Source organism: Elusimicrobiota bacterium (assembly GCA_041658405.1).
In the GTDB taxonomy this organism is placed as follows: Bacteria; Elusimicrobiota; UBA5214; order JBBAAG01; family JBBAAG01; genus JBBAAG01.
Window position 1 is genome coordinate 1 of record JBBAAG010000022.1, and the last position, 24,583, is coordinate 24,583.

The following is a 24,583-nucleotide window of genomic DNA, read 5'->3' on the forward strand; positions in this document are numbered from 1 at the left end:
GGGCGAGAACTTTGCGTTAATCAAAGTAAAAGGCGCAAAATCCGGAGACTGGCAGCTTGAAGTACGGATAAAGAAAGATGGGCTGGAGAAACAAATGAAACGCTCCGTAAAGGTTACGGGCGTTTAAAAGCAGTAAGAGAAAGTAAACAAAAAAACAGGAGGAAAAAGAGAAATGAAACGGTTCGTAATGTTAGTAACAGTATTAGCGTTAGCATCAGGATTATCCTTTGCGGCAACACCGGCAGCGGAAACAGATGATACAGCGACCACAACGACAGCTGCGCAGCCAACAACCACGCCAGCTGTGGATGTAGTAACAGCTGCACCGGCAACAAATACAGTTGCGGCTGATGTTGACAAAAAAGCGGTAGCAGATGCTGTAAAGAAATGTGAAATGAAAGCAAATAAAGTTAAAGCGGATAAAAAGACGAAAGCGAAGTCAGTGGAAGTCCTTAAATCTTTAGTAGATAAAGGCGTTCCTGTAGAGAAAGCGCTTAATGCAGTAACAAAAGCATTGGATAACGGTGCGAAGGGTGAAGGAGTAGCAAAAGCTGCGCAGGAAAATACAGCAACAACAACGTCAACGGAATCAAAAGAAAAAACTGCGGTAAAAACCTCAAAGACTTCAGATGGCGATAAAGAACAAGCGAAAGATCGTGACCAGAAGAGAGACAGGAAGCACAAGACACCGCCACCACCAGCTCCTGTGACAAATACAACTGGTACGTCAACGACCGGGACAAATGATGCAAACCAAACCCAGACTCAAACTCAAACCCAAACTCAGACACAACCTGTGCCGGATCAGGATCGGTTAAGGTTACAGAATGGTAGATAAGGCAAAAATTAGTTAGATACAATCATCTAATACAAGACGCTCGCGGTACATAATATCGCGAGCGTTTTGTTTTATACAAAAACATTTATAATATATATGAAAGTTTATATTGATATGTATCGAAAAAAGGGAAACCGTGAAACATGACAAAACCTGACCGTATAAATATATTTATTATAATATCAGCCGTAATATTTTTGCTTAGCCCAATACTGTTCTCTAGAACGTTATATCATAACTTCGGCGATGTTTACCGTTATTACTATCCCTTCAAAAATTTTGCGGTAGAAACTCTTACCCTTGGCGCGGTACCGTTATGGAATCCGTATATCTTTAGCGGAATGCCGTTTCTCGCGAGCCCGCAAAATGCGGTGTTTTACCCGTTAAGCACACCAACATACTTTTTTAAGGTAGTCCCTGGGATGAACTGGTCAGTATTACTATATCTTCTTTACGGCAGCGTGTTTATATACCTTTTTCTACGTAAGTATTTTAAATTATCCTCAACAGCGCTACTTGGCGCGTTATTATTTGCGTACCTGCCGTTCAATATCTTAAAAATAACAGCGGGACATCCCGCGTTTTTAGCCGGGATAATGTCTTTCCCTGCAGTATTGTTGTTTATCCATGATTTACTCAACCGTAAACGGTTAAACTGGTTTATGGTTGGTTTATCCGCACTGGCTATAAGCTTCATGTTTTTATCCGGGCATACACAGGCGTATTATATTCTAATGATATTATTAGTATTATTTGTTCTTGCGGTCAAACCATCACATTTATTGTGGTTAATCCCGCCGATATTATTGTCGTTTATTATCACCGCACCACAATTATTGCCAACTCTGGAGTTCGCGTTTATCTCCCAGCGCGCGGATGCCGGGATCTGGGATTATAGCTCCATTGTATCGTACTCGTTACCGTTGAAAAACCTGTTATTATTTCTTAACCCAAACATTTTTCATTCTGTTGGCATACACGGAACCATCAACCTCCCTTACCCCAGCGACTTTTTTGAACTCCAATGCCTATGGATGGGAACATTGCCGTTAATACTGGCAGCCGGAGCAACAGTTATTGGGTTAAAAACCAGGAAGTATTCAATTATTGTGTGGGTGATAATTGTATTTATAGGCATCTTTCTTGCTATGGGTGCGTTTAATCCGGTAAATAAGTATTTATATAAAATCCTTCCAGGTTTAACATACTTTCGTGCACCGGGACGGTTCATTTTTTTATCCCTCTTCGCGTTAATAATGCTAGCTTTATATGGTTGGGAGTATAGTTGTCAATATTTCAGTACACAGGTTAAAAACAAATGGTATGGCGTCTTTGTTTTATATTTTATTACAGTTATGGCAGCACGGTTATTTTTTTGGAATACTCATTTTATTCATTCCGGTGACAATGTGTATTCCAATCCATCCGCTTATGCAAAGGATATGCAAAGCTTGAACACTACGGGATGTTACCGTATATACACCGCACCGGAGGTTGGTAATCACAATAAAGCAATGCTTTATCATCTGTACAACACAAACGGCTGCGAAGTTATAATTCCAAAGAATTATGTTAGATACACATCCTCTTTAGGCGCTCGGTGGACTACCATAGATACTGATTTTTATAATGCGGAACAAAAGTTATTATCTATACTTGCAGTGAAATGGTCTCTGATAGAAAATGGTAGCACGGGGATAAAATTGTATGAAACACCTATGGTAGAACCGATGTTTTACTACAGTCAAACCGGTAATTCGCAGAGGTATATCCCCAAAATCCTGCAGCCGGAACCCAACACATATATATTATCAAATTTCATATGTCCTCCGGGTTCTGTCTGTACTTTGAAAATGTCGGGTACAAACCTATCGGGATGGTATGTAATACACAGAAATAAGTATTTTAAAGCAACAGATACCGGGGATTATGGTAGTGAATATACAGCAACTTTGTCGGGTGATAAGGAAGAAACCATTGTATTGAAGTATAAACCGGTAATGTTTACAATAGGCACGGTATTGGGTATATTAACAATACTTTCCGGGTGCTGGTTAATTCTTATTTTTCTTTAGTTCACTAAATTTATTCTTAAACTCTTCAAGGCGTTTTATAAGTTTATCTTCATCAAGCGTAACAACCTTATCCCCGCCAGAAAAAAAGCCGGTAGTCGCGTCTTCACTCCAGTCTAAAATTATATTAAGCTCCTGTTCGGTAAGGTCAATCTTCATTTAGTTTCTTTATACCTTTCTCAATCTTTTTTTGTATTTGGCCTATATCCTTCTGCTGTTCCTGTAATTCCTTCAACGACTTCATAGGTTGTTCCATTTTCTTCTGTACTTCCTTACTAACATCAATTTTCTGCAAGTCTTTCACTTCCTGAGGAACAATATCGTCCCATTCAATCATTTTACTGAATACTTGAGAAGAATATGATTCTGCGGCGTACTGTTTTAACTGCGGGAACATAGTTAATACAAAAAATATTGCGGATGCAATGATGAACCCAAATGCGAACCCTACCACCCCACCGAGGATACGGTCGATGAAGCCCAGCATTAATGCGTGCAAGATTTTTTTTAGTATTAAACCTAACAGAAAAACAATGCCGCTGCTAATAAAAAAAAGAAGGATATAGTTTACTATTAACGGAAGATTCGGGACAATAACCCAGTTGTTGCCATACGACATAGCAAAAAGGATCCCTACTGCCGCGGAAAATACTGAGGTGATCATACTGATAACCCCGCGGGAAACACCGAAGCCTATACCGAATAATAATACTATGGTTACAACAATATCTACCCAGTTAATTGCTTGCATTTAATCTCCTCTTTATTACTGCTTTACCTGCTATTTTTTAAAGAATACATTACCATCCCCGTAGGAAGTTTGGGATAAAAATATGTGGATTTATGCGGCATAAACTCGCTGTTATTAGCTACGGCTTTTACATCTTTTATTCTTGGAGACGGAAGGAATATCGAAAAAACCTTATTTCCCGCATACTTCTTCGAATCGGAAGAAAGGTCAGAAAAGTTTTTGTAATACCTTACTTCGTGAACCGGAAGTTTTGGGATTAATAAAGAGTGAAGTACCGTTACTTCCAACTGTCGGTAGATGTTTGAGGCACGGGGGTGCATCTTTCTTATTTCAGCTATACCTTTGGGTGTAAGTTTTACGCTAAACTTTTTACCGAGATACGAAATTATACAGGTAATATTTTTCTTGGGTACAAAATTGTTAACCGGAGTAAAAACAAAGTAAGTTCTTAGTTCGTTAAACAGTTTATTTAGCTCAATTTTATTTTTTAGTACCGCCATTCTGTGAGTAGGAAGTACCAGCAACCCAGGATCTTCCATTGCGGTAAGGCCGACAAGGCAGTATTGTGCAGAATCAATCCCGCGGTTGTTCTTTGCATACATCACACCGGTTTCGTACCGGTGATGCCCGTCAGCTATATAGACAACTGTTTTTTTGAACATCTTAGAAATATTGTCACAGAGTTCCGGCGAGGATACCACCCATAACCGCTGGCGTGTATGGTATTTATCATAAAAATCATTTACCGGTTGATTCTTAAGGCAATATGAATGTATAAACTTTGTTATCCTATTATTATTATCACTAAAAATCCCGAATACCGGGCTGATGTTGAGTTTTGTTGCGTTATAAAGCCGTAACCTATCATTTTTATATTTTTTAAACGTATGCTCATGAGGCCGAACATTTTTACCGAACGGTTCTGCTTTTAACGCTACAAAAATACCATAACGTGTATAGATTTTACTATCTGTAAGATTGTTAAATGACTGGCTGTAAATATAAAACGCTGCGGAGCTATCCTGTTCCAGAACGTGTTTAGTTATCCATTTCTTATAAATACTTTGGGCGGTAAGATATTTATTCTTACCCTGAGGAAGCTCCAGCCGTACAATGTTATACGGGCTTACCTGGCGGTACCACGCGCGTTCTTCTACCGGGATAACGTCGTAGGGCGGGCAGATAAAATTTTGTATACCGTCTTTTCTCAAGGTTCTATAATGTATACCTTTAAACGGTTGAATGATTACCATGAAATAAATTCCTTTACTCCCAACTACTTTGTATTTCCGACCAACTGCGTAATCGCATCGGCGTACTTGTGAGCCGTACTTCTGAGGATACTCCAGCATCGTAATACACGGTCATTGTGTTAATAGTAACAGCACCTAGAACTTTAATTACACCCACAATTTTGGCATTCGCGCCGGCATTTGAAAAATTACGTCCTACGTAAAGAAATCCGCGCATGCCGCAGTTAGAGATTGAATATTGCCCGCCTTCTCCTGCAGCGGCAAACTCCGAAGTCCACATGCTCTGTGCGCTGGGATGGAGGTACTCATTTTGCGCGCCAACGGGTATTGTGGCAATATAAGTTTTGAAGTCCGCGTTAAAATCACAATCCTGTGTTACTACAAGAGCATCGACGTCAAGCCAGCATTTACCGCTGGGAAGGCTTGCATTTCCTTCAATATAAATAACGGATGTAGAACTTTCATATTCATAATTTCCGCTGCCGGATGCTGCGCGGAATTCTATGCCGTTAGGATTATCCGCCGCACGGAAGTACCCGCTTCCTGCCGGATATGCAACTGCCGAACCGGTACCGCTGCCCTTACGTGGAGCAGTCATCCTGGAATTCATAGCGAGCATACGGTAATAATCAAGGTCCACCTGCGGAGGATTACCTAAATCTTCATATGCCCAGTATTCCAACCCGTCAGTATTTGGAGGTGATGTGTCAACATCACGCCCAACGATACGGCCTTTAGATATTTTTCGTGGATAATATGTCGACGGAGCCATCTCTATTGAACTGTAAGTAACCACAGGCCCCCAGTGAACGGTAAGGTTGGGTTTATAATCAATTGTTCCGTCGATATCCAAACTCGCATTCACGGCATTACGTGAATATACCGCCACAATTGTGCGTACCTCACGCTGGTCCTTATCCTGTCCCTTGGCAGTGATCTGTACTTCATTAGGAAGTGCAGTGGAACTTATATCAATCACATATTCCCCTACAGATGCTCCATTAACAGTCTCAGTGTATGATTCAGAGGTTAACCCGCGGTAGCCTTCAATTTTTGTTCCTTCAAGTATTTGTTCCCAGGTAAAGTCGGATTCTCTTAGTTTCCATACTCCGCGGTCAACCCCGGCTTCTGCTAAATGAAAAGCAGTAGTGGTTTTCTTTTGCTTTACTGTCCACCTGGCTTCGTTTTGCACTAAGCTTACCAGCATAGGAATCATTATCATAAATACCAGTAAAACTGCAACAACTACCAGTATTGCAGCCTGCCCGGATTGGTTTATTCGTAGTTTTACCATGATGTCACCACTTCATTCCATGAAATACGCTGCGCGTTTGAACTTGTAAGGTGTATCTCGCTTGTAACGGTGCTATCATAGTAAACTGTCATAGTATTCAAGGTCACCTGCCCAATGACTTTAATTGCGCCAACGATTATGGCATTAGCTCCGGCATTGCTCATCTTACCTCCAACATACAAAAATCCGTGCATCCCGCAGCTGGATATACTATAAATCCCGCCCTCTCCAATTGGAGCAAAATTTGTTGTCCAAAACCCTTGTGCGCTGGGATGCAGGTATTCATTTTGTGCGCCAACAGGAATTGTAGCGCCGTAGGTTTGGAAGTCCGCATTAAAATCGCAGTCCCCGGTGACAATCAACGCAGCTACGTCGAGCCAGCATTTGCCACTGGGCAAGCTAGCGTTACCTTCTACATAAATAACTGATGTAGAATTCTCAAATGTATAATTCCCTGAGCCTGTAGGTGCACGGAATTCATAACCATTTGGATTATCCGCTGCGCGGAAGTATCCGCTACCTGAAGGAAACGCAGTTGCCGCCCCGGAACCAGAACCTTTCCGCATAGGAAGTACTTGCGATGCTATGGCTAAAGTTTTGTAATACGCTAAATCCACTCTTGGCGGATTACCTAAATCTTCATATGCCCAGTATTCCAGATCGTCAGTATTTGGTGATGACTGGTCAACATCGCGCCCAACAATACGGCCTTTAGATATTTTTCGGGGATAGTATTTAGTGGGAGACATCTCTATGGAACCATAAGTAACCACGGGTCCCCAGTGGACTGTAAGGTTAGGTTTATACTCAATCGTACTATCCACGTCAATTGGTCCGACAATAACCTGTTTACGGTAATACGCTTCAATTGCGCGGACTTCATAACTTGATGCATCCTTTGCTTTAGAAAATACACGGACAACGTTTGATTGTGATGTACTCGCAATATCAATGGCATACTCACCCATGAGTTTGCCCGCGCTGTCATACTCTTTATACGACTCCGAGGTATACCCGCGGTAACCTTCAATTTTAGTACCCGTGACAATATCGTCCCATACGGAACTTGATTCCTGCATTTTCCATACTCCGCGGTCAAGCCCTGCTTCAGCAAGATGAAACGCCGTGGTAGTGCGTTTAGTTTTTACAGAAGTTTTTGTTTCCTGTGAAACCAGATTCACTAATAATTCCATACCTAGAATAAAGACCATCATTATAACTATAACAAGCAATATTACCTGTCCGGACTCATCGTTAAGCTTCAGGGTACTCGTATTATTATGTGATCTAGTCATTCATCACCCTGATTTGTTCAACAGACATCTGTAAAGCTTTAGTCCCGGAGTAAATAGCTTTTTCAAAACTTAGTGATACCGCTATGATTGCCGTGTCATCACTCTTTGGAAACGCAAAGGTTGCTACACGTAAACCTTCAGCAAGTGTATCTGTACGGTATGTAGTCCCGTTATCCATACTAACTTTTTGGTATAACTTACTGTTTTCCTGGTAGTAAATAACCATTTGATCTTTAACTGTAGTAAAACTCATCTTTGAACACGGCGGCTGATTAGTTTCTGAGGAAATGCGTATGGTAGACGCCTGAGCCTGGCGAATGGTACGGTTCATTAAGTCAAGACAACGCCGTGCATCACGTTGGATCTCAGCACGTACCTGTGATAACTGAAAAAAACGCATACCGTTAACCAAAAATGTTGCCATCAAAGAACCAAGAATTCCCATAATAGCAACCCCGATAAGAACTTCCACCAAAGTCATACCGCGGTTATTAGATTTCTTAGCACGGTTGAGTATTTTAAGCATATTTTTTATGGCCATTCAAAGTCAACAGCCTGTTCATGCCCGGCTGTTATTGAGTTACTGTTACTATTTTTTCTGGAATAAGTTACCAAACTGCTGGTAACAGCGCTGGTGTACCACGCATAAACATTGTATGAATATCCTCCGCGGACTTCCAGGCTATACGTACCTTCAGCATTGCTGATTGTAGCGTAATATAGATTAGTTGATGAAGGATCACCGATCTCCGGAGGGTCAGTACTAATTGTAGAAGTCGTAGCCATAACCAGGATTCCGGTTTTGATTGATACTCCATTATTTTTTACGGTACCCACAAATTTGCCATAAGCTGATGTAACAACAAAAGTTGAAACCTCAACAGTTTGGCCGGATAATACGGTTTCTGTTACGTTTATAGGAGTTGATGACTCACCGGAATCGAGTTGAAGAACAACGATATGATCATTTTTTGTGGTACAGAGATTTAGTAATTCATAATATCCGTTATTATCCGTCAATGCAGTAGCATACGGCGTATCCTCACCTGAACCATAAACCAGTACTGAAACATTGGGTAGCGGGTCAATTCCATTATTGATCACTACCCGTCCGGTTAAACCTCCACCGCTTTTCAGGTTGAAGTAGTAAGGTGAAACAGTAGGCGATAACGTAATAACTTCCCCCGCACTGCTGACAGTAATCGCGTAATTTGTAGCTACTTCTATATAGTCAGCGTCATCGTTACCATAATTAGCGATCACATAATATCCCCCCGGAGGGACAGGAATACGGAAATTACCGTTGGTATCTGTCCGATCTTCATAAATCCCGGCTTTAACGAGAATATTATTAACAGCTGTACCGGCGCTATATGCTGATCCGGAATACACGCTGCCTGTGATAAAACCGTTGACACATGGAGATGAAAGCACAACCCATCCTTTATCCGTTATACCGTTAGCTGAAACATTAGCGGTGGATTCATAGTAATATTCACTGGATGAAATAGAAATTGTCCATTGCCCTGTCGCTATGTTTGTGAGGTTAAATTTTGCGGAACGTATTGAACCGCTTGGCTGAGCAGCAATTGCTGCGGTTGATAAACCGTCATCCGCATAACATACTGCACCAAATGCCGGGTAGCCGCATAACGCCTGCAGGGTAGTATCCGTAGTTTTCCGAGGTTTACGCAAGACCCTGCCGTTAAGCGATGAGTTACCATAAAACACAAAGTCATATGAATTATTATCGGTATCCATAGCATTACTTTGAGAATATCCGATCCACCTTGTATTTTCAGTATAATAAATACATCGTATCATCGTCCCTCCCGCATCAAATCCAGCTGCCCCGCAGTTAAGGCCTGTTGTTTCCCTCCCGTTAGTCGGTGCGGCATGGCCAGTGTGATACCATCCCGCGGAATCAAACGCAACACCGTACTGGTCAGCAATTGCGAGCCCCATGTTTGTGGGAATAATAGTTTCCATAGGGAAAAGAATGTCCGGAGTTATTGAGTACATAGCCCCGCTGGGGTAATAAGTTTCAATTGTAAGAGGCGCTGTGGATGCCATGAGTAAATGTGCTCCAGTTGAGATCGTTATAGGGTCGGATGTACTCCAGGTTAACGGAACATTAGAGATAGTATTATCCGCGGCAATACTCTTTAAATAAAAATATGTTGAACCAATGGTAATAGGTTGGTTGGTAGGGTTATATACTTCAATAAATTCTATCTGCTGATCAAGGGTTGTTCCGGATATAAGCATTGTCATTATCAAATGGCGGTTAACAAACGCGTATCCTTTTACAGTACCGCTACTTTTTTTTGTGAGGTACACATCACGATCAATAGTTTGTCCAGTCTCCACCGTAAACGGCCCGTCAACTGCCGGGAAGCAACTGCGGTGGGATACCTGCAGATTGTATGTGTCAGTTGCGACTTTCAACGAAAACTTACCGTTAGTATCTGTGGTATCCGTATAATTCTGATTCTCTACAAGAGACACCTGTGCTTGGTATACAGGCGCCATTGTTCCATATTCATAAACAGTACCTGTGATTGTACCGTTTAACGCCGTGCGGTTAGGGTTATCCCTCAGGTTTGTTAGTTCCAGTGTTTTTTGTTCCCCGCTTTCTGTCCACAGAACCGTAACTTTTATTTGTTTCAACCCTGTATCTTCCGCGGTAGGGGATAGAGTCTGGATTTCACCATCAGCATCTTCTGCTACTTTATAAACAGCAATCCTGCGTTCATAAGATGTATCACCGACAAAAAGTGTTTCCGGTACATAATATGTTTTGTCATAGCCATAGGTGTTTAAATCGTCCAATGAAGTTGGTATGAGCCGGAAATACGATATATTTTTTGAAGATTCAATTTTTTCCTGTGCAAGATTAGTTGCCAGTGTACGTGTTTTAGATATGAGCAAGCCACGGTTAATATTAAAAAATGAACTTATAATAGCTAAAAAGAAGATGCTGATCATAGTTACTGCTATCATAAGTTCTACTGTGCTAAAAGCATCATTACCTAAAATTCTTTTCATAGCACGTTGATCAAATCCTTCTATGTACCATATGTCTCATATTGACAGAATTACATTATTACATTGTTTCTATTAACATTATTATTAAAAGATGTGTGTTTGTCAACAAGCATATTAAAAACAAATGAGAAGGAGCCAACTAATTTGGCTCCTTCCCAGTTTTCAGGTAAGACAGCCGTGCTAAAGAGTGTAAGCCGTACTGCCTTTTTTTAGCAAGTGTACTTTTCTATAAGCCTATTTCTTGCCCTTTTTTTTCTTCTTGTCACGTCCGCGTTTCATGATCGCGCGTGAAACATCGCCTGCCTTATCGAGGAAATAGAGGTATCCTTTTGCTTTCTTGACTCCGGCTTTCGCGACTTTTTCCGCTTTCCCGCCTTTCTTTTTACCGCGGGCCATTTTTGCGCGTGAAACGTCACCTGCCTTATCAATGAAATACAAGAACCCTTCCTGCCGTTTTACTCCGAGCTTTGTTACTTTTTCTGCCATTTGACTTTGTCCACCACCTTTCTTTGCACGATTTGCACATATCGTGTATATGTGTATAAATGTATAATTTCTTAATATATAAGTTCAGTTATAAAGGTTCCGGATAAAAATATGTTTTACCTTTATAATTTTTTAGGACTACAGTTGTTTTTGTATGTTCCACAACATAATCCTGCCCAACAGGCACTTTCCCGCCGCCTCCCGGAGCGTCAATAACATATGTCGGTACCGCGTATCCCGGAAGATAACCCCGCAGGGTTTTCATTAATTTAATCCCATCCCGTACCGGTACACGAAAATGTTCAGTTCCTTCTGCCAGGTCGCATTGGTATAAGTAGTATGGCCGTACACGGATACGCGTTAATGCAAGAAACAAAGAACTCAATGCTTCAGTAGTATCATTAATATCTTTTAGTAATACCGTTTGGCTGCCAAGGATTATGCCGTTATCCGCCATAGTTTCACAAGCATTCATTGTTTCCTCCGAAAGTTCGGATACATGGTTAAAATGTATGTTTACATACACCGGCCCGAAATTCTTTAATATTCGGCATAACTGCTGGTTAACCCTTTGCGGTAATGTTACCGGCACCCGCGTTCCCATACGGATAACACCAATACTTTTTACAGCTCGTAGTTTGTACAGTAATTCTGTTATCTTGGTATCGCTAAGTATCAGCGGATCTCCGCCAGAAATTAATACGTCGCAGATATCTTTGTTTTGTTTGAGATACCTAACAACATTATCAATTTCCCGGGTTGAGATTACAAAAACCGGACTTGTTTTTCCAATAATCCTTCTTCTTGTACAATACCTACAGTACGCCGCACAGGTGTTAGTTGCCAGCAATAATACTCTTGACGGATACCGTTTTACCAACCGCGGAAGTACTGTATCCCGTACTTCCCCACACGGGTCGGATAACTCGTTTTTGCTGAGTTTTAACTCGTCTGGGGTCGCAATGAACTGTTTACGCAGAGGGCATCCAGAGGACAGCACAGACATATTTGAGACTATAAACGGAGTAAGAGTAACACACATTCTGTTGCTTACCAGATTAACTGCATCTTCTTCTTCCGGTGAGAGTACCAACCATTTCCGCAGGCCAGCCAGTGTTGTTATGCGATTTTTATAATGCCACTGCCAGCGTGACCATTGCGGTAACGCCATTACTTTCTTACGGTACGCCAGTATTTCAGATACATCTCCGCGAGCGTTTTGCGCTTGCGATGGTGTTGAGTTTAACTGTAATCTTTTCAAAGAACAATGTTATTATTAATATTTATCTAACTATTTGCCGCATCTTTTTGTACTTTAAACAACGACGGCTGTTTATCATCTTTTTCAGTAATAATTTTTTCTTTTAACCACGAATCTACAACCTGTTTAGAAAACCTGTATTGCCTGCCGATACGGCTTGCCGGAATTTTTTTTTGGCGGATGAGCGAATATATTTTTGATTTTCCGATTCCCAGATACTCAGACAGTTCTTTAATATCCATAACTTCCTTAGACTGTTTTTGGGAGTCGTTTATGCTAGTACCACCCTTTATAGGGCTATTGTCCATTTTTTGCCACCTTTTATCAAATACATACTTCTACTGCTTATCTTATACATTAATTACCGTTTTGTGTCAAGTACAAAAATATTTTTTTTATTTACCACCCTTTACCGCGTATTACCATCATTTAGTATCCACCAGTTTTTGTTACCACCTATTATGTTGTATAATGTTTATATCTGATAAAAGCGAAAGGATAATAATATATGCCGGATAGTATATGCCCGCACTATGGTACCTGCGGGGGTTGTCAGTGGCAGGATATTGAATACCCGTGGCAATTAAAGCAGAAAGAAGAAACGGTTCGTAATGCGTTATCGAAGTTTGAGGTACAATCTTTTATGCCTATTGTACCGTCGGATAAAGAGTATTATTACCGTAACAAAATGGAGTATGTGTTTAATAAAGACAGTGACGGTAAAACTGTTATAGGCATGCGCGAAAAAAACCGGCATTTTCGTGTGGTAAACATCACAGATTGTTACTTGCAATCAACAAAAAGTAATCAGATACTTAACGCTGTGCGGCTGCGTTGTGATGAGATACATGCAGAAATTTATGACCTGAAAAAACACACACCCGGGTTGAGATACCTTGTTATCCGCGAAGCTGTGCACACAAATTCTGTGCTTGTAAATATTGTAACTACAAAAAATATTAATACAGAATTAATATATTCATTATCAGAAGTGATATACCTGGCTGCAGGGAAACAAAATTGTAGCGTGGTATGGAGTATTAATGATTCATTAAGCGATGTTGCGTACTCAATGGAACGCGTAGTACTAAAAGGCGACGGTTTTGTGTATGAGAGACTCCAAGACTATCAATTTAAGTACACAGCATACAGTTTCTGGCAGTCAAACAGGTACATAATCCCCAAAATATGTGAACGCATATTAAAAGTTTTGGATAATGATTACGATATAATCCTTGACCTATACTGCGGGCTTGGAACATTGGGGACGGTGGTAAGCGGTAAAACCGCTAAAGTAGTGGGGATTGAAAATGTTGCTGAAGCCGTGACGGATGGGATAATGAATGCCGTAGAAAATGGTATAACAAACTACGACTTTATTTCCGGTAAGACAGAAAACGCTCTTGCAGTCGCCATCCAAACCTATGCGCTGTACAAAAAAATGGTTAAGATGGCAATTATTGCTGATCCACCCAGAAGCGGCCTTGACCGCGGGACCGCAGCGATGACAATATCTTTACGGCCAAAACATATAGTCTTCCTTTCTTGTAATCTAAAAACCTTATCACAGAGTATAGAATTACTATCCCGGTTTTACGAACTTACACTTGTAGAACCTTATGACATGTTTCCACAAACCCCGCATGTTGAGACTTTAATTGTAATGAAATCAAAAACTGCTTGACAATCCGCGTTTTTGTGTTGATAATATAAACCGTAAATTTGTGAAACAATTTATTGCTACAAACATCAAATATAGTTGTAGGCCTATGGTATAATATTTAAAATTAAACATACATAGAATAAGGCGGTTATGAATATGTCAGATTTTTTTAAACCTTCAGAGATTATCGCGTTAGCAGTTGAACTTGAGAAAACAGGTGAAGCGTTTTACCGCGCAATGTCTTTAAAAGTAAACGACCCGGCAGCGAAGAAATTGCTGCAATCCCTTTCAGAAGATGAGGTTAAGCATAAAGAAACGTTTTCGCAGATGCTGAGATCAGCAGGTGAATATAAACCCGCCGAAAATTTTGATGGCGAATATTATTATTACCTGAAATCATATTCAGATGAACACGTATTCAACAGACAGGCAGCGGATAAGTATATGAACTCTCAATCTATCACAGTTGATACGGTCCTTAGCCTAAGTATATCCGCAGAGAAAGATTCAATATTGTATTATACCGACCTTGCGAACTTTGTACCTGTACAGGAACGCGGGGTAGTAGAAAAAATTATTGCGCAGGAACGCGAACATTTTCGGAAATTAGTAGAATTACGTAAAACAGCAGTTAAGAAGTAATTGAAGTCATTAAAGAAAAGGAGTTTAATAATTATATGCCGGTATACAGCAAAAAGGTTATGGACCATTTTATGAATCCGCGGAATGTAGGTGAGATCAGCGACGCTGATGGAATTGGTGAGATCGGTAATCCCACTTGCGGCGATATGATGACATTTTATATTAAGGTAAAAGACGAAAAAATTGAGGACGTAAAATTCAAAACATTCGGTTGCGGCGCAGCAATCGCGGTATCCAGTATGGTCAGCGAGATGGCAAAAGGTAAGACGTTAGATGATGCGTTGAAGATCACAAGAGCGGAAGTTGCGCGTGAACTTGACGGTTTACCGGACAACAAAATGCATTGCTCCAACCTTGGCGCAGATGCGCTGCATAAAGCTATCGAAGATTTCCGAAAAAAACAGGGGAAATAAAAGTATAAGTAGTTAAGGACAGGTATTATGGTTTATATATTACAAGAAATCAGGCAGCAACCCGATGCTATCAATAACACTATTAAACGTGAATGGACGAAAGTACAAAAAATATGTGCACGTCTTCAAAGCAAAAACATTAATATTATCGGCCTCTGCGCGAGAGGAACATCGGATAACGCGGCAAATCTAGGGCGGTACCTTTTAGAATACGTTACAGGTATACCCATAACGCTTACTATGCCGTCAATTTATACGTTATACAAACATCCCCCGCGAATTGGTAAGAACGCGATAGTTATCGGGATCTCGCAGTCAGGCGAAACCATAGAAGTATGCGAGGTGCTGAAGGAAGTAAAAAAACTTGGTGCAATAGCACTGGCCATAACTAATGAACCGAATTCCACGCTTGCGAATGTAGCTGATGAAGTAATCCTTTGCCATGCGGGAATAGAAAGAAGCGTTGCCGCAACTAAAACGTATACCACTCAACTTACCGCGTTATATCTTCTTGCCGGAATGTTCGCCAAAAATGAAAGTTTGTTAAACCAACTACGCCGTGCACCATTAAAGATCACTGAATTGTTTGCATTGGAAACTGTTATAAAACAAAAAATTGAACGTTACAAATATATTACGGACTGTATAGTACTGGGCCGGGGATTTAATTATGCAACTGCGCTGGAGACCGCGTTAAAACTTAAGGAAACATGCTATATTCCCGCGGACCCGTATTCCTCCGCTGACTTTATGCATGGTCCCGTAGCAACGGTAGAACAAAACCTGCCGGTAATAATTTACGCACCAAATGATCCGACCTTACAGGGACAGAGGGAAACTGTTACGAAGATACGTTCCCGTGGAGCAGAGACCATCATTGTGACGTCAGATAATAAATTATTACGCCAGGCGCAGTGGCCGATAGAAGTCCCGAAAGATATCCCGTTTATTATTTCGCCCTTTACCAATATTGTGGTAGGGCAGATGCTTGCCGCGCATTTATCGTTAACCAAAGGATACAATCCGGATGCGCCGCGCGGGTTGACTAAAGTAACCCAGGCTACAAAGTCAGGGATTTAATAAAAATTATTTAAGTTGACATAAAAAAAATAAATAAGATAAGATTTTAAAAACAAAATCAATTGTTTAGGATAATTTTATTAGGAACAAAAGGAGGAGTTGTTAGAAAATGAAAGTATCTGTTGACAAAGAAACCTGTACAGGTTGTGGATTATGCGTAGATACCGCGCCGGAAGTGTTTGAGTTGGAAGACAATGTTGCTGTTGCAAAGTCAGACCGTGTACCCGACGGGCAGGAAGATGCTGTAAAACAAGCGGCAGGCGATTGCCCGGTGGAAGCTATCAAGGTTGAAGAGTAGGGAAAAGTTTAACCAGTATTAAGTAAGGAGGTTGGCAGAAACCAGCCTCCTTATTTATTTTGGTAATAATTAGTATACTTTCGTGTGAAACAATAATTAATAGTAAGTGAAGGTACGCAAATGCAGAAATTGATAATAACCGCCACGGGATTATCCAAAAGTTATGGTACACACAAAGCGGTAGACGATATTTCATTTTCCGTGCGGGAAGGGACAGTATTCGGTTTACTTGGCCCGAACGGTGCGGGTAAAACTACAATGGTAAGGTTGCTCAACGGTATTTTACGCCCTACAGGCGGTACTGCTGAGGTTATGGGGAAAGATGTAACAACATATTCTGACATTATCCGCAACCATTGCGGTGTACAGACAGATACCAACCTGTATGATCGTTTAACCGGAGAAGCTAACCTCTCAACCTGGGGTGAATTATATGGCCTTTACGGTACTCAATTAGACAGACGCATAGCGTCTCTTCTCGAAATGTTTGATCTTACGGATAAACGGTATACGCTTGTTGGTAAGTATTCTAAGGGGATGAAACAAAAACTTGCGATTGCCCGTGCGGTTATTCATAACCCGGAAATATTATTCTTAGATGAACCTACTGCAGGGTTGGATCCGGAAGCATCAAATGATGTGCTGGTATACCTTAAGAGATATGTTTCCGATGCTAAACGTACAGTATTTTTGTGTTCCCACCGGCTGGAGGAAGTTGAAACACTATGTTCATCAGTGGCATTTATTAATAAAGGCAAACTTTTGGTTTCAGGAAGTGTAAATGAAATTATAAAATCTTTATGGCGGGATAAATATGTTTTGGTCACCACCGCAAATACGCGTCCATACCTGGTGAATGAACTCAATAAAAAAGGTTATGCATTTAGTGTTGAAGGTACGGTATTCCGCATTAAGATACGAGGGGAGCAGGATATTCCAAAAATTATCAAAGAAATTATTTCAACGGATACAGATATTATCCGGGTAGAGGAAGAAGTTCATACTCTGAAAGACGTATATTTTAAGTTAATACCGGATAACACTGCCAATCAGGAAAGGGGCGTGTGACGTATGAACTTCAACAGAATATTTGCGGTAATAAAAAAGGATTTTATTGATATGCTGCGCAGTAAACACGCAATGGTACCGATGATTGTTGTCCCATTGATTTTTGTTGCGGTGATGCCCGCAGCGATGTTATTATCTACAACCAATATGCCGGACAGCGCGTTCAATGCGAAAGATACAGAAATGTTTGTCCAGAAATTTGAAACCAGCAGTTCAATATTTCCACCCGGGTTTGACCAGCGGCAAAAAATGGCGTACGCAATGATCATATACTTTCTTGCACCGATGTTTTTGATAGTTCCTGTGATGGTATCGAGTATAATCGCAGCTAATAGTTTCGCTGGAGAAAAGGAACAAAAGACGATTGAAGGGTTATTATATACGCCGGTAACGGATATTGAGATTCTTGTATCAAAAATTTTAGTATCCTATATCCCGGCAATTGCGGTATCCTGGCTGGCATTCATAGTTTATGCGGGTGTGGTAAACATTACAGGGTATCCACTTTTCCATACAATAATATTTCCGACGCTTACATGGCTACTTATGCAAATATTTCTGATCCCGGTGATAAGTTTTACAGCATTGGCGGTAGTTGTAGCTTTATCACAACGCGCAGCAACAGTGTGGGAAGCGCAACAGGTATCGGCGTTTACTGTTGTACCGATTATTGGATTGGTATTATCACAAACTGCCGGGGTTTTGGTTTTTGATAACACTGTGGTATTAGTACTCACCGCGGTATTGCTGGTGATAGACGCTGTGATGCTGTATTGGATGGTAAAAACGTTCAACCGTGAAGATATTGTCAGCAAGTATGTAAGCTGAACCCAGCTGAAAGGAAGTTTTGATGACTAAAGTCAGTTATGCCGGATGGAAAAACTGTATAAGGTTAAGCAATGGTAAAATAGAACTAATTGCTACAACCGATGTTGGCCCGCGGATCATCCGTCTGGGGTTTGTTAACAGCCAAAATTTTATGAAAGAGTATAAACAACACCTTGGCTTAACTGGAGGTAAGGAATGGCGGATTTACGGCGGGCACCGTTTGTGGCACGCACCGGAAGACGCAGTGCGTACTTACTGGCCGGATAATACACCTGTAAAAGCTCGGCAAGAAAAAAATACGTTGTATCTCTCACAGTCAGTAGAAGGCAGTACCGGGCTGCAGAAAGAGATTGATATTACAATAGATACTCGGGAGGACAGTGTTACGCTAGTGCATAGGATAAATAACAAAAACTTGTGGGAAGTTGAACTTTCCCTATGGTGCCTTAGTGTGATGTCCCCAGGCGGACGCGCAATTATCCCGCAAGAAGAATTCCGTCCGCATCCTGACTATTTACTTCCCGCACGGCCGGTAGTGTTATGGCATTACACCAATATGAAAGACCCGCGATGGATCTGGGGCGAGAAATATATACAGTTAAAACAAAATACTAAATATAAATCCAAACAAAAAGTGGGTTTACTGAATAAAAAAGGCTGGGGTGCGTATTACCTTAACGGCGAACTTTTTGTCAAACGTTATGACTACACCCCAAAAGCCGTATATCCTGACTACGGGTGTAATACCGAATTATATACCGATCAGGATATGCTTGAATTTGAAACCCTTAGCCCTGTGACCAGGATTTTGCCCGGTGGTAAGGTGGAACACACAGAAAAATGGTATCTTTATAAAACCAGCTTAACTGAAGATGAATCTGAACTTGATAAAACGATAAAACCATTGTTTATGAGCAGGTAGGCGAGTATTATTATTGACAAATAAAGCTAATTGTATATAATAACTACAAATTGAGGTAATTATAATCAATGGTTTATGTATATTAAGAAAAGCCTTTATTTACTGACCCTTGTACTGTTGTTACAATCTCATTTTTTCACCGGTACGGCTCACACATCAGACGGCGTTTTTTACGGTAAAATAACAAGTACCGACAGTTTAGTACTTTCCGGTGCAGTAGTTGAAGTGGTGGATTACGATTCAAAAATGTTCATTACCACTGTTACTGCAAACACTACAGGCTATTATTCCGTTACTCTCCCCACCGGAACTTACGAACTCCGCGTATCATCCACGAATTATGAAATGAAAAACACTGCTGGCTTAATATCCGTATCCCAGTCCAGTACTACCCAAAACTTTACGTTATCGCTGTTTTCGTCAAACGATTTAACAGTGCAATGGACCACAATGTTTGGCGGCAGTGCTGATGAAATAGTAACAAAACCGTGTATTGATGGTAACAATAATGTATACATCACGGGAATAACATACGGACAGATACACGCAACCGCTACGCTGAAAGGAACTAATGATTATTATTACGCAAAGTTCAGTTCCTTTGGAGTATTATCATGGATAAAACAGGATGGTACACTAAATGAGGATATAGCAAACGATATAGTAGTAGATTCATCAGGGAATATTTATATTACAGGCAACAACTATATAGGTGTTAACGATGCTGACGGATTTATACAAAAGTTTGACACCAACGGCACTCCTGTATGGACACAGATGTTGAACCAAGCTGCTATGGATAACATGAACGCTATTGCGATTGACTCTGCCAGCAACGTATATACCGCGTCATACAATTTCGGGTCATATGGCGGAACAACAAATCAGGGAGTAGAGGATGTTGTTATCACAAAATATACACCAGGCGGCTCTCAAACATGGATTAAACAACTCGGAGGTACTAATAGAGATGTTGGTGGTGCTATAGCAGTAGATTATAATAATAATGTTTATGTTGCCGGACATACACGCAGCATTACTTTTGATGGCAATACGAACAAAGGCAATTACGACTTTTTGGTAATAAAATATGACTCCGCAGGAACAAAGTTATGGTCAAAACTATTCGGTACAACTGCAAACGACTACTACGGCAGTGTTGTAACTAATCAGTACGGCGATTTGTATGTGGTATATAATATTGAAACTTATACTGACATATTTGATATTGTATTATTAAAACTTTGTCCAACTACCGGCAACACTATATGGTCACATACGATTGGAACTGTTTACAACGATTTTTCCGGAGACATTGTAACAACAAAAACCGGCGATATTTATCTTTCCGGAAACACCACCGGTGGACTATTCGGGAATACAAACATTGGTAGCAACGACTTGTTCCTGCTTAAATACGACGCAAATGGTAATTACCAGTGGTGCAAACAGTTCGGTACCGGTGTTGACGACAATTACCCTCATTTGTATTCCGATACCGACGGCAACTTGTATTTTAGTGGAAATACAAACGGAAACATAAACAATGTTGTCAAACCAGGCGGTATGAAGGACGGTTTTATCGTTAAGTACGCAAACACTTTACGCACATTAATTACAGCCGTAACAGTTCCTATATCGACAAATACAGCAACTTTAGCAGGCCGTGTTGTGGGAAAAGTAGTATACAGATCATCCTGGATGGGTGATGAAGACTATCCTGTCAGTGATACACTGGTTGAGTTTATTTATGGAACAACAGTTTTGTATTCAACAAAAACGTCAGTAGGCGGCGATTATGATATACGGTTAGCGACAGGAACGTATAATATACGCTTTACCGCGGATGGGTTTGCTATGGTTACTTCCACAAATATTGTTGTGTTCTCCAGCGCAACTACCATAGCAAATGTAAAACTTACACTCACAGGCGGAATTCTAAATTGCGCTATCAGCAGAGGCTCAAATTATCCGGCAAGTACTAACACAAGCTCAAATTTTACTTATACTTTGGAAATTATCAAAAATGATATTATCTATGAATCATATACTTCCACCACGGGAGCTAATACAAGTTTACCAATCTCTACCGGAACATATACCTTGCGTGCAAATAGTTACGGATTTCTCGCGTCGTCAACTAATATAGGGATATCGGCATCTATAAACAACGTAACACTAACATTGAACCCTATAAAAATTTCAAGTACGACTGCAACATACATTGTATATCCGGATTATTCAAGCGTGTATATCCCTTACACTTCCGGGATGGATACACAAAACATATCATTATATTTTGATTCCGTAACTGACTGGAATACCTTGGACAACGGTATTACTTTTGGAATGAAATCTGCGGATATTATGTATCGGTTAGTAACCCACCCCTCTTTTTCACAGTTTTATGACGATATAACAATCAAACTTGCGTATACTGACGACAAAATTCTTGGGCTTAACGAAAACAAATTACGTATTTTTTGGAGGCAAGACCTCTCAAATGGCACATGGCAAATTATTGAAAATAGTTATGTAGACCTTGTTAATAAAAAAGTAGTATGTAACACAAAAAAAACAGGGTATTTCTGTTTATACGACATAAGTTTTGTTAAAGACGACACTACGAAACAAATTACTGAATTACGCCGATTCCCCAGCCCATTCGATCCGGAACGCGAAGTTATGAATATTTCGTACGTATTGGCAACTGATGCGAGAACAAGAGTACTTATAGTCGACCTCTTTGGCCGGCAAATGTATTGCGTAACATTCCCTTCCGGCAGTAACGGCGGTATGCGCGGGACAAATATATTAAAATGGGACGGCCGCGGGACAATAGGAAACTATTCTAACGTATTAATGGATACCGGAATTTATATTTTATGTATAGAGTCCGCAGAAAAAGTGGAAACACGGAGTATTGGTATAAAATGAGCACACACAACACTTTTTCTACAAAAATTTTAGTAACAGCGTTAACTGCTGTGGTATTCACAACAATTGGAGCAAAAACCTTGTGTCAATCCGCCGGGACAGCGATGGACTTTATCAACCAAGGCATGAGTGTGCGTTTCAACGGTATGGGAACCGCATTTGTTGGCCTGGCAGACGACGTTTCTGCTATCACTATTAACCCGGCTGGTATTGCGATAACCCGGTACCCCGGCCAGTTTGCAGTATCACATCATGGGTTGTACAATCACGCTATGTATAACACACTGGGATATGTTTCCCATAACAATTCACTGGGGTACGGTTTTGCGTTGACCAACTTATACGCCTCAACCAGCCTTATTGACAGTGAAAACCAGAACCGTGGAGATTTTATTGTCAACAATACCGGTTTTTCATTAGGTTTAGGTACAACTTTTATTAGAAACGCGTTATCCTTGGGTATAGTTGCTAAAACAGTGCTTCAGTTAGTAAATAATAATTATTTATCTTCGGGTTCCTCATATGAACCATATACCGGAATTGGTATCGGGTATGACGCAGATGCCGGGATTCTTATCAGGCCAATAAAATATTTGTCGTTTGGGGTTACACTCCGAAATATTTTGGGAGACAATGCTAAAATCAGCCGCAGGCGCCAGGATGGGTCGTATACTACACGCGATATTATTATGTACGCGGTTTACGGTACGGCACTACGTTTATTTGACGATATGCTGCTGTTTACATATGATTATAACGAGTACAATGCAAGCAACTGTTTTGGTTTAGAATTTAACTACAAAATATTGTCATTACGCGCAGGATTTACTTATCCATATATAACCGTTGGAGTCGGTATTGGCGGGAAGTCTAAGTTTGATTTCAGTATACTCCATCAGTACAGCTCAAGTATGGGCGGCGTAGAAGATAACATAGCTCGTGCATCCTACGTCGCAGCATGGGGAAAGGAGACCGCAAAATCTACGCCACTGAAAGAAACACAGAAACGGTTGGCAACAGGGGTTCAGTGTCTTAACAAAGGCGATCTTAAGAAAGCACGGAAGTTTGCAGATAGTGCTTTGAAAATAGATAAAACCAATGTTGAAGCCATGGATTTTATCGCAAAACTTGATTTAATAAAAGAAGACAAAACCCCGCCGGAAGTGATTGTTGCTCCTACAATGAGGTCAAGAACAAAAAAGTTTGTGTTATCCTTTAATGTAAAAGACAATATTGCGTTGCGTACGGTAAAGGTGTTGAATCAGAAATACAACGTATTCGCTGCATCGGAAACGGTTATTACTTACAGATTTGATAAACTCGCGAATAATACTGAAGTAAAAATTGAAGCATACGACATGAACTACAATACTACTACCGTGAAAACTATGATAATGATTGACAAATGAAGAAACATGTTTATTGACATTAAATAATACTTTAATATAATATTTTGTGATATGAAAAGAACAAAACATCAGTGTTTAGGCAATCACCGGTATTAATTTTTTAATTATTTATTTTTTTTGAGGGGGAATTGACATGTTAAGGTTTGTGTGTTCGGTCGTTATGGCAGTGGTATTGATGTCAGCACCGTGTTCTGCGCTAACCACCGCAGATTTTTTGCGTATACCCGTAGGGGGCAAGGCATTGGCAATGGGTGAAGTATTCACCGCGATAGCGGATGACGCAAGCGCAATGTACTGGAACCCGGCCGGGATGGCAGGAATAAAGTCTATGCAGGCATTTGCGATGTATAACAATTACCTGCTTGCAAGCATGCACGGCGTTGGAAGTTTTGTTATGCCAATGAAAAACGATCTCGCACTTGGTGCTATGTTTACATACTACGCACAGGAAAGTTTTGACCTCCTGGATGATAACGGTACGGTTATTGGTACTGTTGCTCCATCTGACATGGCAGTATCAGTTGGAGGAAGTAAACTATTTTCTCAGCAATTAAGCGTTGGCGCTGCGGGGAAATTTATATCCAGCACGTTATACCAAAAAACAGCAACAGCGTTTGCAGCGGATATCGGCGCAATTTATAACCTTAACCCTGACATTTCGTTTGGCGCAAGTGTGCGCAACCTCGGTACTTCAATGACGTTTGTATCGGAAGCACAGGGTTTACCGATGACAATCGCGGCAGGCGCGGTGTACAAACGCAAAATGTCATCCACAAACAATCTTACCGCCGGTGGTGAATTTGCGATGTGCGACGGGAAAACTAAAATCAGTTTCGGAGGAGAGTATTCGTTAAATAACATCTTCCTCCGTGCGGGATACCTCTTGAATGATACGCAGAAGTCGTATACGTTAGGCGCTGGACTGGCATTACAGAAGTTGAGAATAGATGTTGCGTACATACCGTACAAACTTTTGGGAGATACGTTCAGCGTAAGCCTTAGTTATGCGTTAGGGAATTAAGTTT

The 24,583-nt window shown here is 40.7% G+C and carries 23 protein-coding genes; 13 read left to right on the plus strand and 10 right to left on the minus strand.

Annotation, left to right across the window (positions count from 1 at the left end; translation table 11 throughout):
- Positions 1-172: 172 nt before the first annotated feature.
- Positions 173-838, plus strand: coding sequence for a hypothetical protein (locus WC955_05665; protein MFA5858534.1), 666 nt, complete (start codon positions 173-175; stop codon positions 836-838).
- A gap of 143 nt (positions 839-981) precedes the next feature.
- Positions 982-2,913 (plus strand): hypothetical protein, encoded by a 1,932-nt coding sequence (locus WC955_05670; protein MFA5858535.1) that lies wholly within the window; start codon positions 982-984, stop codon positions 2,911-2,913.
- On the opposite strand, the gene WC955_05675 is transcribed toward WC955_05670, so the two are convergent.
- From WC955_05675 to WC955_05720, 10 genes are all read right to left on the minus strand, one after another.
- Positions 2,893-3,069, minus strand: a complete 177-nt coding sequence (locus tag WC955_05675) for a hypothetical protein (GenBank protein ID MFA5858536.1) — start codon at positions 3,067-3,069, stop codon at positions 2,893-2,895. The genes WC955_05670 and WC955_05675 overlap by 21 nt on opposite strands.
- Positions 3,059-3,661 (minus strand): CvpA family protein, encoded by a 603-nt coding sequence (locus tag WC955_05680; GenBank protein ID MFA5858537.1) that lies wholly within the window; start codon positions 3,659-3,661, stop codon positions 3,059-3,061. Before WC955_05680 ends, WC955_05675 begins: the two co-directional genes overlap by 11 nt.
- A gap of 23 nt (positions 3,662-3,684) precedes the next feature.
- The gene (locus tag WC955_05685) at positions 3,685-4,914 is read right to left on the minus strand and encodes a DUF1015 domain-containing protein (GenBank protein ID MFA5858538.1); all 1,230 of its coding nucleotides are present in this window, start codon (positions 4,912-4,914) and stop codon (positions 3,685-3,687) included.
- A 13-nt stretch (positions 4,915-4,927) separates the two neighbouring features.
- Positions 4,928-6,208 (minus strand): hypothetical protein, encoded by a 1,281-nt coding sequence (locus tag WC955_05690; protein ID MFA5858539.1) that lies wholly within the window; start codon positions 6,206-6,208, stop codon positions 4,928-4,930.
- Positions 6,202-7,503: a hypothetical protein gene (locus WC955_05695; GenBank protein ID MFA5858540.1), complete on the minus strand. Its 1,302-nt coding sequence runs from the start codon at positions 7,501-7,503 to the stop codon at positions 6,202-6,204. The genes WC955_05690 and WC955_05695 overlap by 7 nt, the downstream gene beginning before the upstream one ends.
- Positions 7,496-8,044 carry a type II secretion system protein gene (locus WC955_05700; protein MFA5858541.1) on the minus strand — a complete coding sequence of 183 codons (549 nt, stop codon included), beginning with the start codon at positions 8,042-8,044 and terminating at the stop codon, positions 7,496-7,498. The genes WC955_05695 and WC955_05700 overlap by 8 nt, the downstream gene beginning before the upstream one ends.
- Positions 8,035-10,551, minus strand: coding sequence for a carboxypeptidase regulatory-like domain-containing protein (locus WC955_05705; protein MFA5858542.1), 2,517 nt, complete (start codon positions 10,549-10,551; stop codon positions 8,035-8,037). Before WC955_05705 ends, WC955_05700 begins: the two co-directional genes overlap by 10 nt.
- A 234-nt stretch (positions 10,552-10,785) precedes the next feature.
- Positions 10,786-11,037: a hypothetical protein gene (locus WC955_05710; GenBank protein ID MFA5858543.1), complete on the minus strand. Its 252-nt coding sequence runs from the start codon at positions 11,035-11,037 to the stop codon at positions 10,786-10,788.
- 88 nt (positions 11,038-11,125) lie between these two features.
- Positions 11,126-12,298 (minus strand): KamA family radical SAM protein, encoded by a 1,173-nt coding sequence (locus WC955_05715; GenBank protein MFA5858544.1) that lies wholly within the window; start codon positions 12,296-12,298, stop codon positions 11,126-11,128.
- 26 nt (positions 12,299-12,324) lie between these two features.
- A complete protein-coding gene (locus tag WC955_05720; GenBank protein MFA5858545.1) occupies positions 12,325-12,606 on the minus strand; it encodes a helix-turn-helix domain-containing protein in 282 nt (93 codons plus the stop codon).
- 200 nt (positions 12,607-12,806) lie between these two features.
- Between WC955_05720 and rlmD the strand changes: the two genes are divergently transcribed.
- The 11 genes from rlmD (at position 12,807) to WC955_05775 (ending at position 24,579) form a co-directional block, all read left to right on the plus strand.
- Positions 12,807-13,982, plus strand: coding sequence for a 23S rRNA (uracil(1939)-C(5))-methyltransferase RlmD (gene rlmD / locus WC955_05725; protein MFA5858546.1), 1,176 nt, complete (start codon positions 12,807-12,809; stop codon positions 13,980-13,982).
- Between the two features lie 135 nt (positions 13,983-14,117).
- Positions 14,118-14,603 carry a ferritin family protein gene (locus WC955_05730; GenBank protein MFA5858547.1) on the plus strand — a complete coding sequence of 162 codons (486 nt, stop codon included), beginning with the start codon at positions 14,118-14,120 and terminating at the stop codon, positions 14,601-14,603.
- A gap of 35 nt (positions 14,604-14,638) precedes the next feature.
- Positions 14,639-15,016, plus strand: coding sequence for a Fe-S cluster assembly scaffold protein NifU (nifU, locus tag WC955_05735; protein ID MFA5858548.1), 378 nt, complete (start codon positions 14,639-14,641; stop codon positions 15,014-15,016).
- 27 nt (positions 15,017-15,043) lie between these two features.
- Positions 15,044-16,096, plus strand: coding sequence for an SIS domain-containing protein (locus WC955_05740; protein MFA5858549.1), 1,053 nt, complete (start codon positions 15,044-15,046; stop codon positions 16,094-16,096).
- Positions 16,097-16,205: 109 nt separating this feature from the next.
- Complete coding sequence (locus WC955_05745) at positions 16,206-16,394, plus strand: ferredoxin (protein ID MFA5858550.1); 189 nt, start codon at positions 16,206-16,208, stop codon at positions 16,392-16,394.
- A 120-nt stretch (positions 16,395-16,514) separates the two neighbouring features.
- Entirely contained in the window at positions 16,515-17,462 is a 948-nt protein-coding gene (locus tag WC955_05750; protein MFA5858551.1) for an ABC transporter ATP-binding protein, read from the plus strand.
- Between the two features lie 3 nt (positions 17,463-17,465).
- Positions 17,466-18,290, plus strand: coding sequence for an ABC transporter permease subunit (locus WC955_05755; GenBank protein MFA5858552.1), 825 nt, complete (start codon positions 17,466-17,468; stop codon positions 18,288-18,290).
- Positions 18,291-18,312: 22 nt separating this feature from the next.
- Entirely contained in the window at positions 18,313-19,212 is a 900-nt protein-coding gene (locus WC955_05760; protein ID MFA5858553.1) for a hypothetical protein, read from the plus strand.
- A 75-nt stretch (positions 19,213-19,287) separates the two neighbouring features.
- The gene (locus WC955_05765; GenBank protein ID MFA5858554.1) at positions 19,288-22,149 is read left to right on the plus strand and encodes an SBBP repeat-containing protein; all 2,862 of its coding nucleotides are present in this window, start codon (positions 19,288-19,290) and stop codon (positions 22,147-22,149) included.
- Complete coding sequence (locus WC955_05770) at positions 22,146-23,558, plus strand: UPF0164 family protein (protein ID MFA5858555.1); 1,413 nt, start codon at positions 22,146-22,148, stop codon at positions 23,556-23,558. Before WC955_05765 ends, WC955_05770 begins: the two co-directional genes overlap by 4 nt.
- 133 nt (positions 23,559-23,691) lie before the next feature.
- The gene (locus WC955_05775; GenBank protein ID MFA5858556.1) at positions 23,692-24,579 is read left to right on the plus strand and encodes a PorV/PorQ family protein; all 888 of its coding nucleotides are present in this window, start codon (positions 23,692-23,694) and stop codon (positions 24,577-24,579) included.
- Positions 24,580-24,583: the final 4 nt, after the last annotated feature.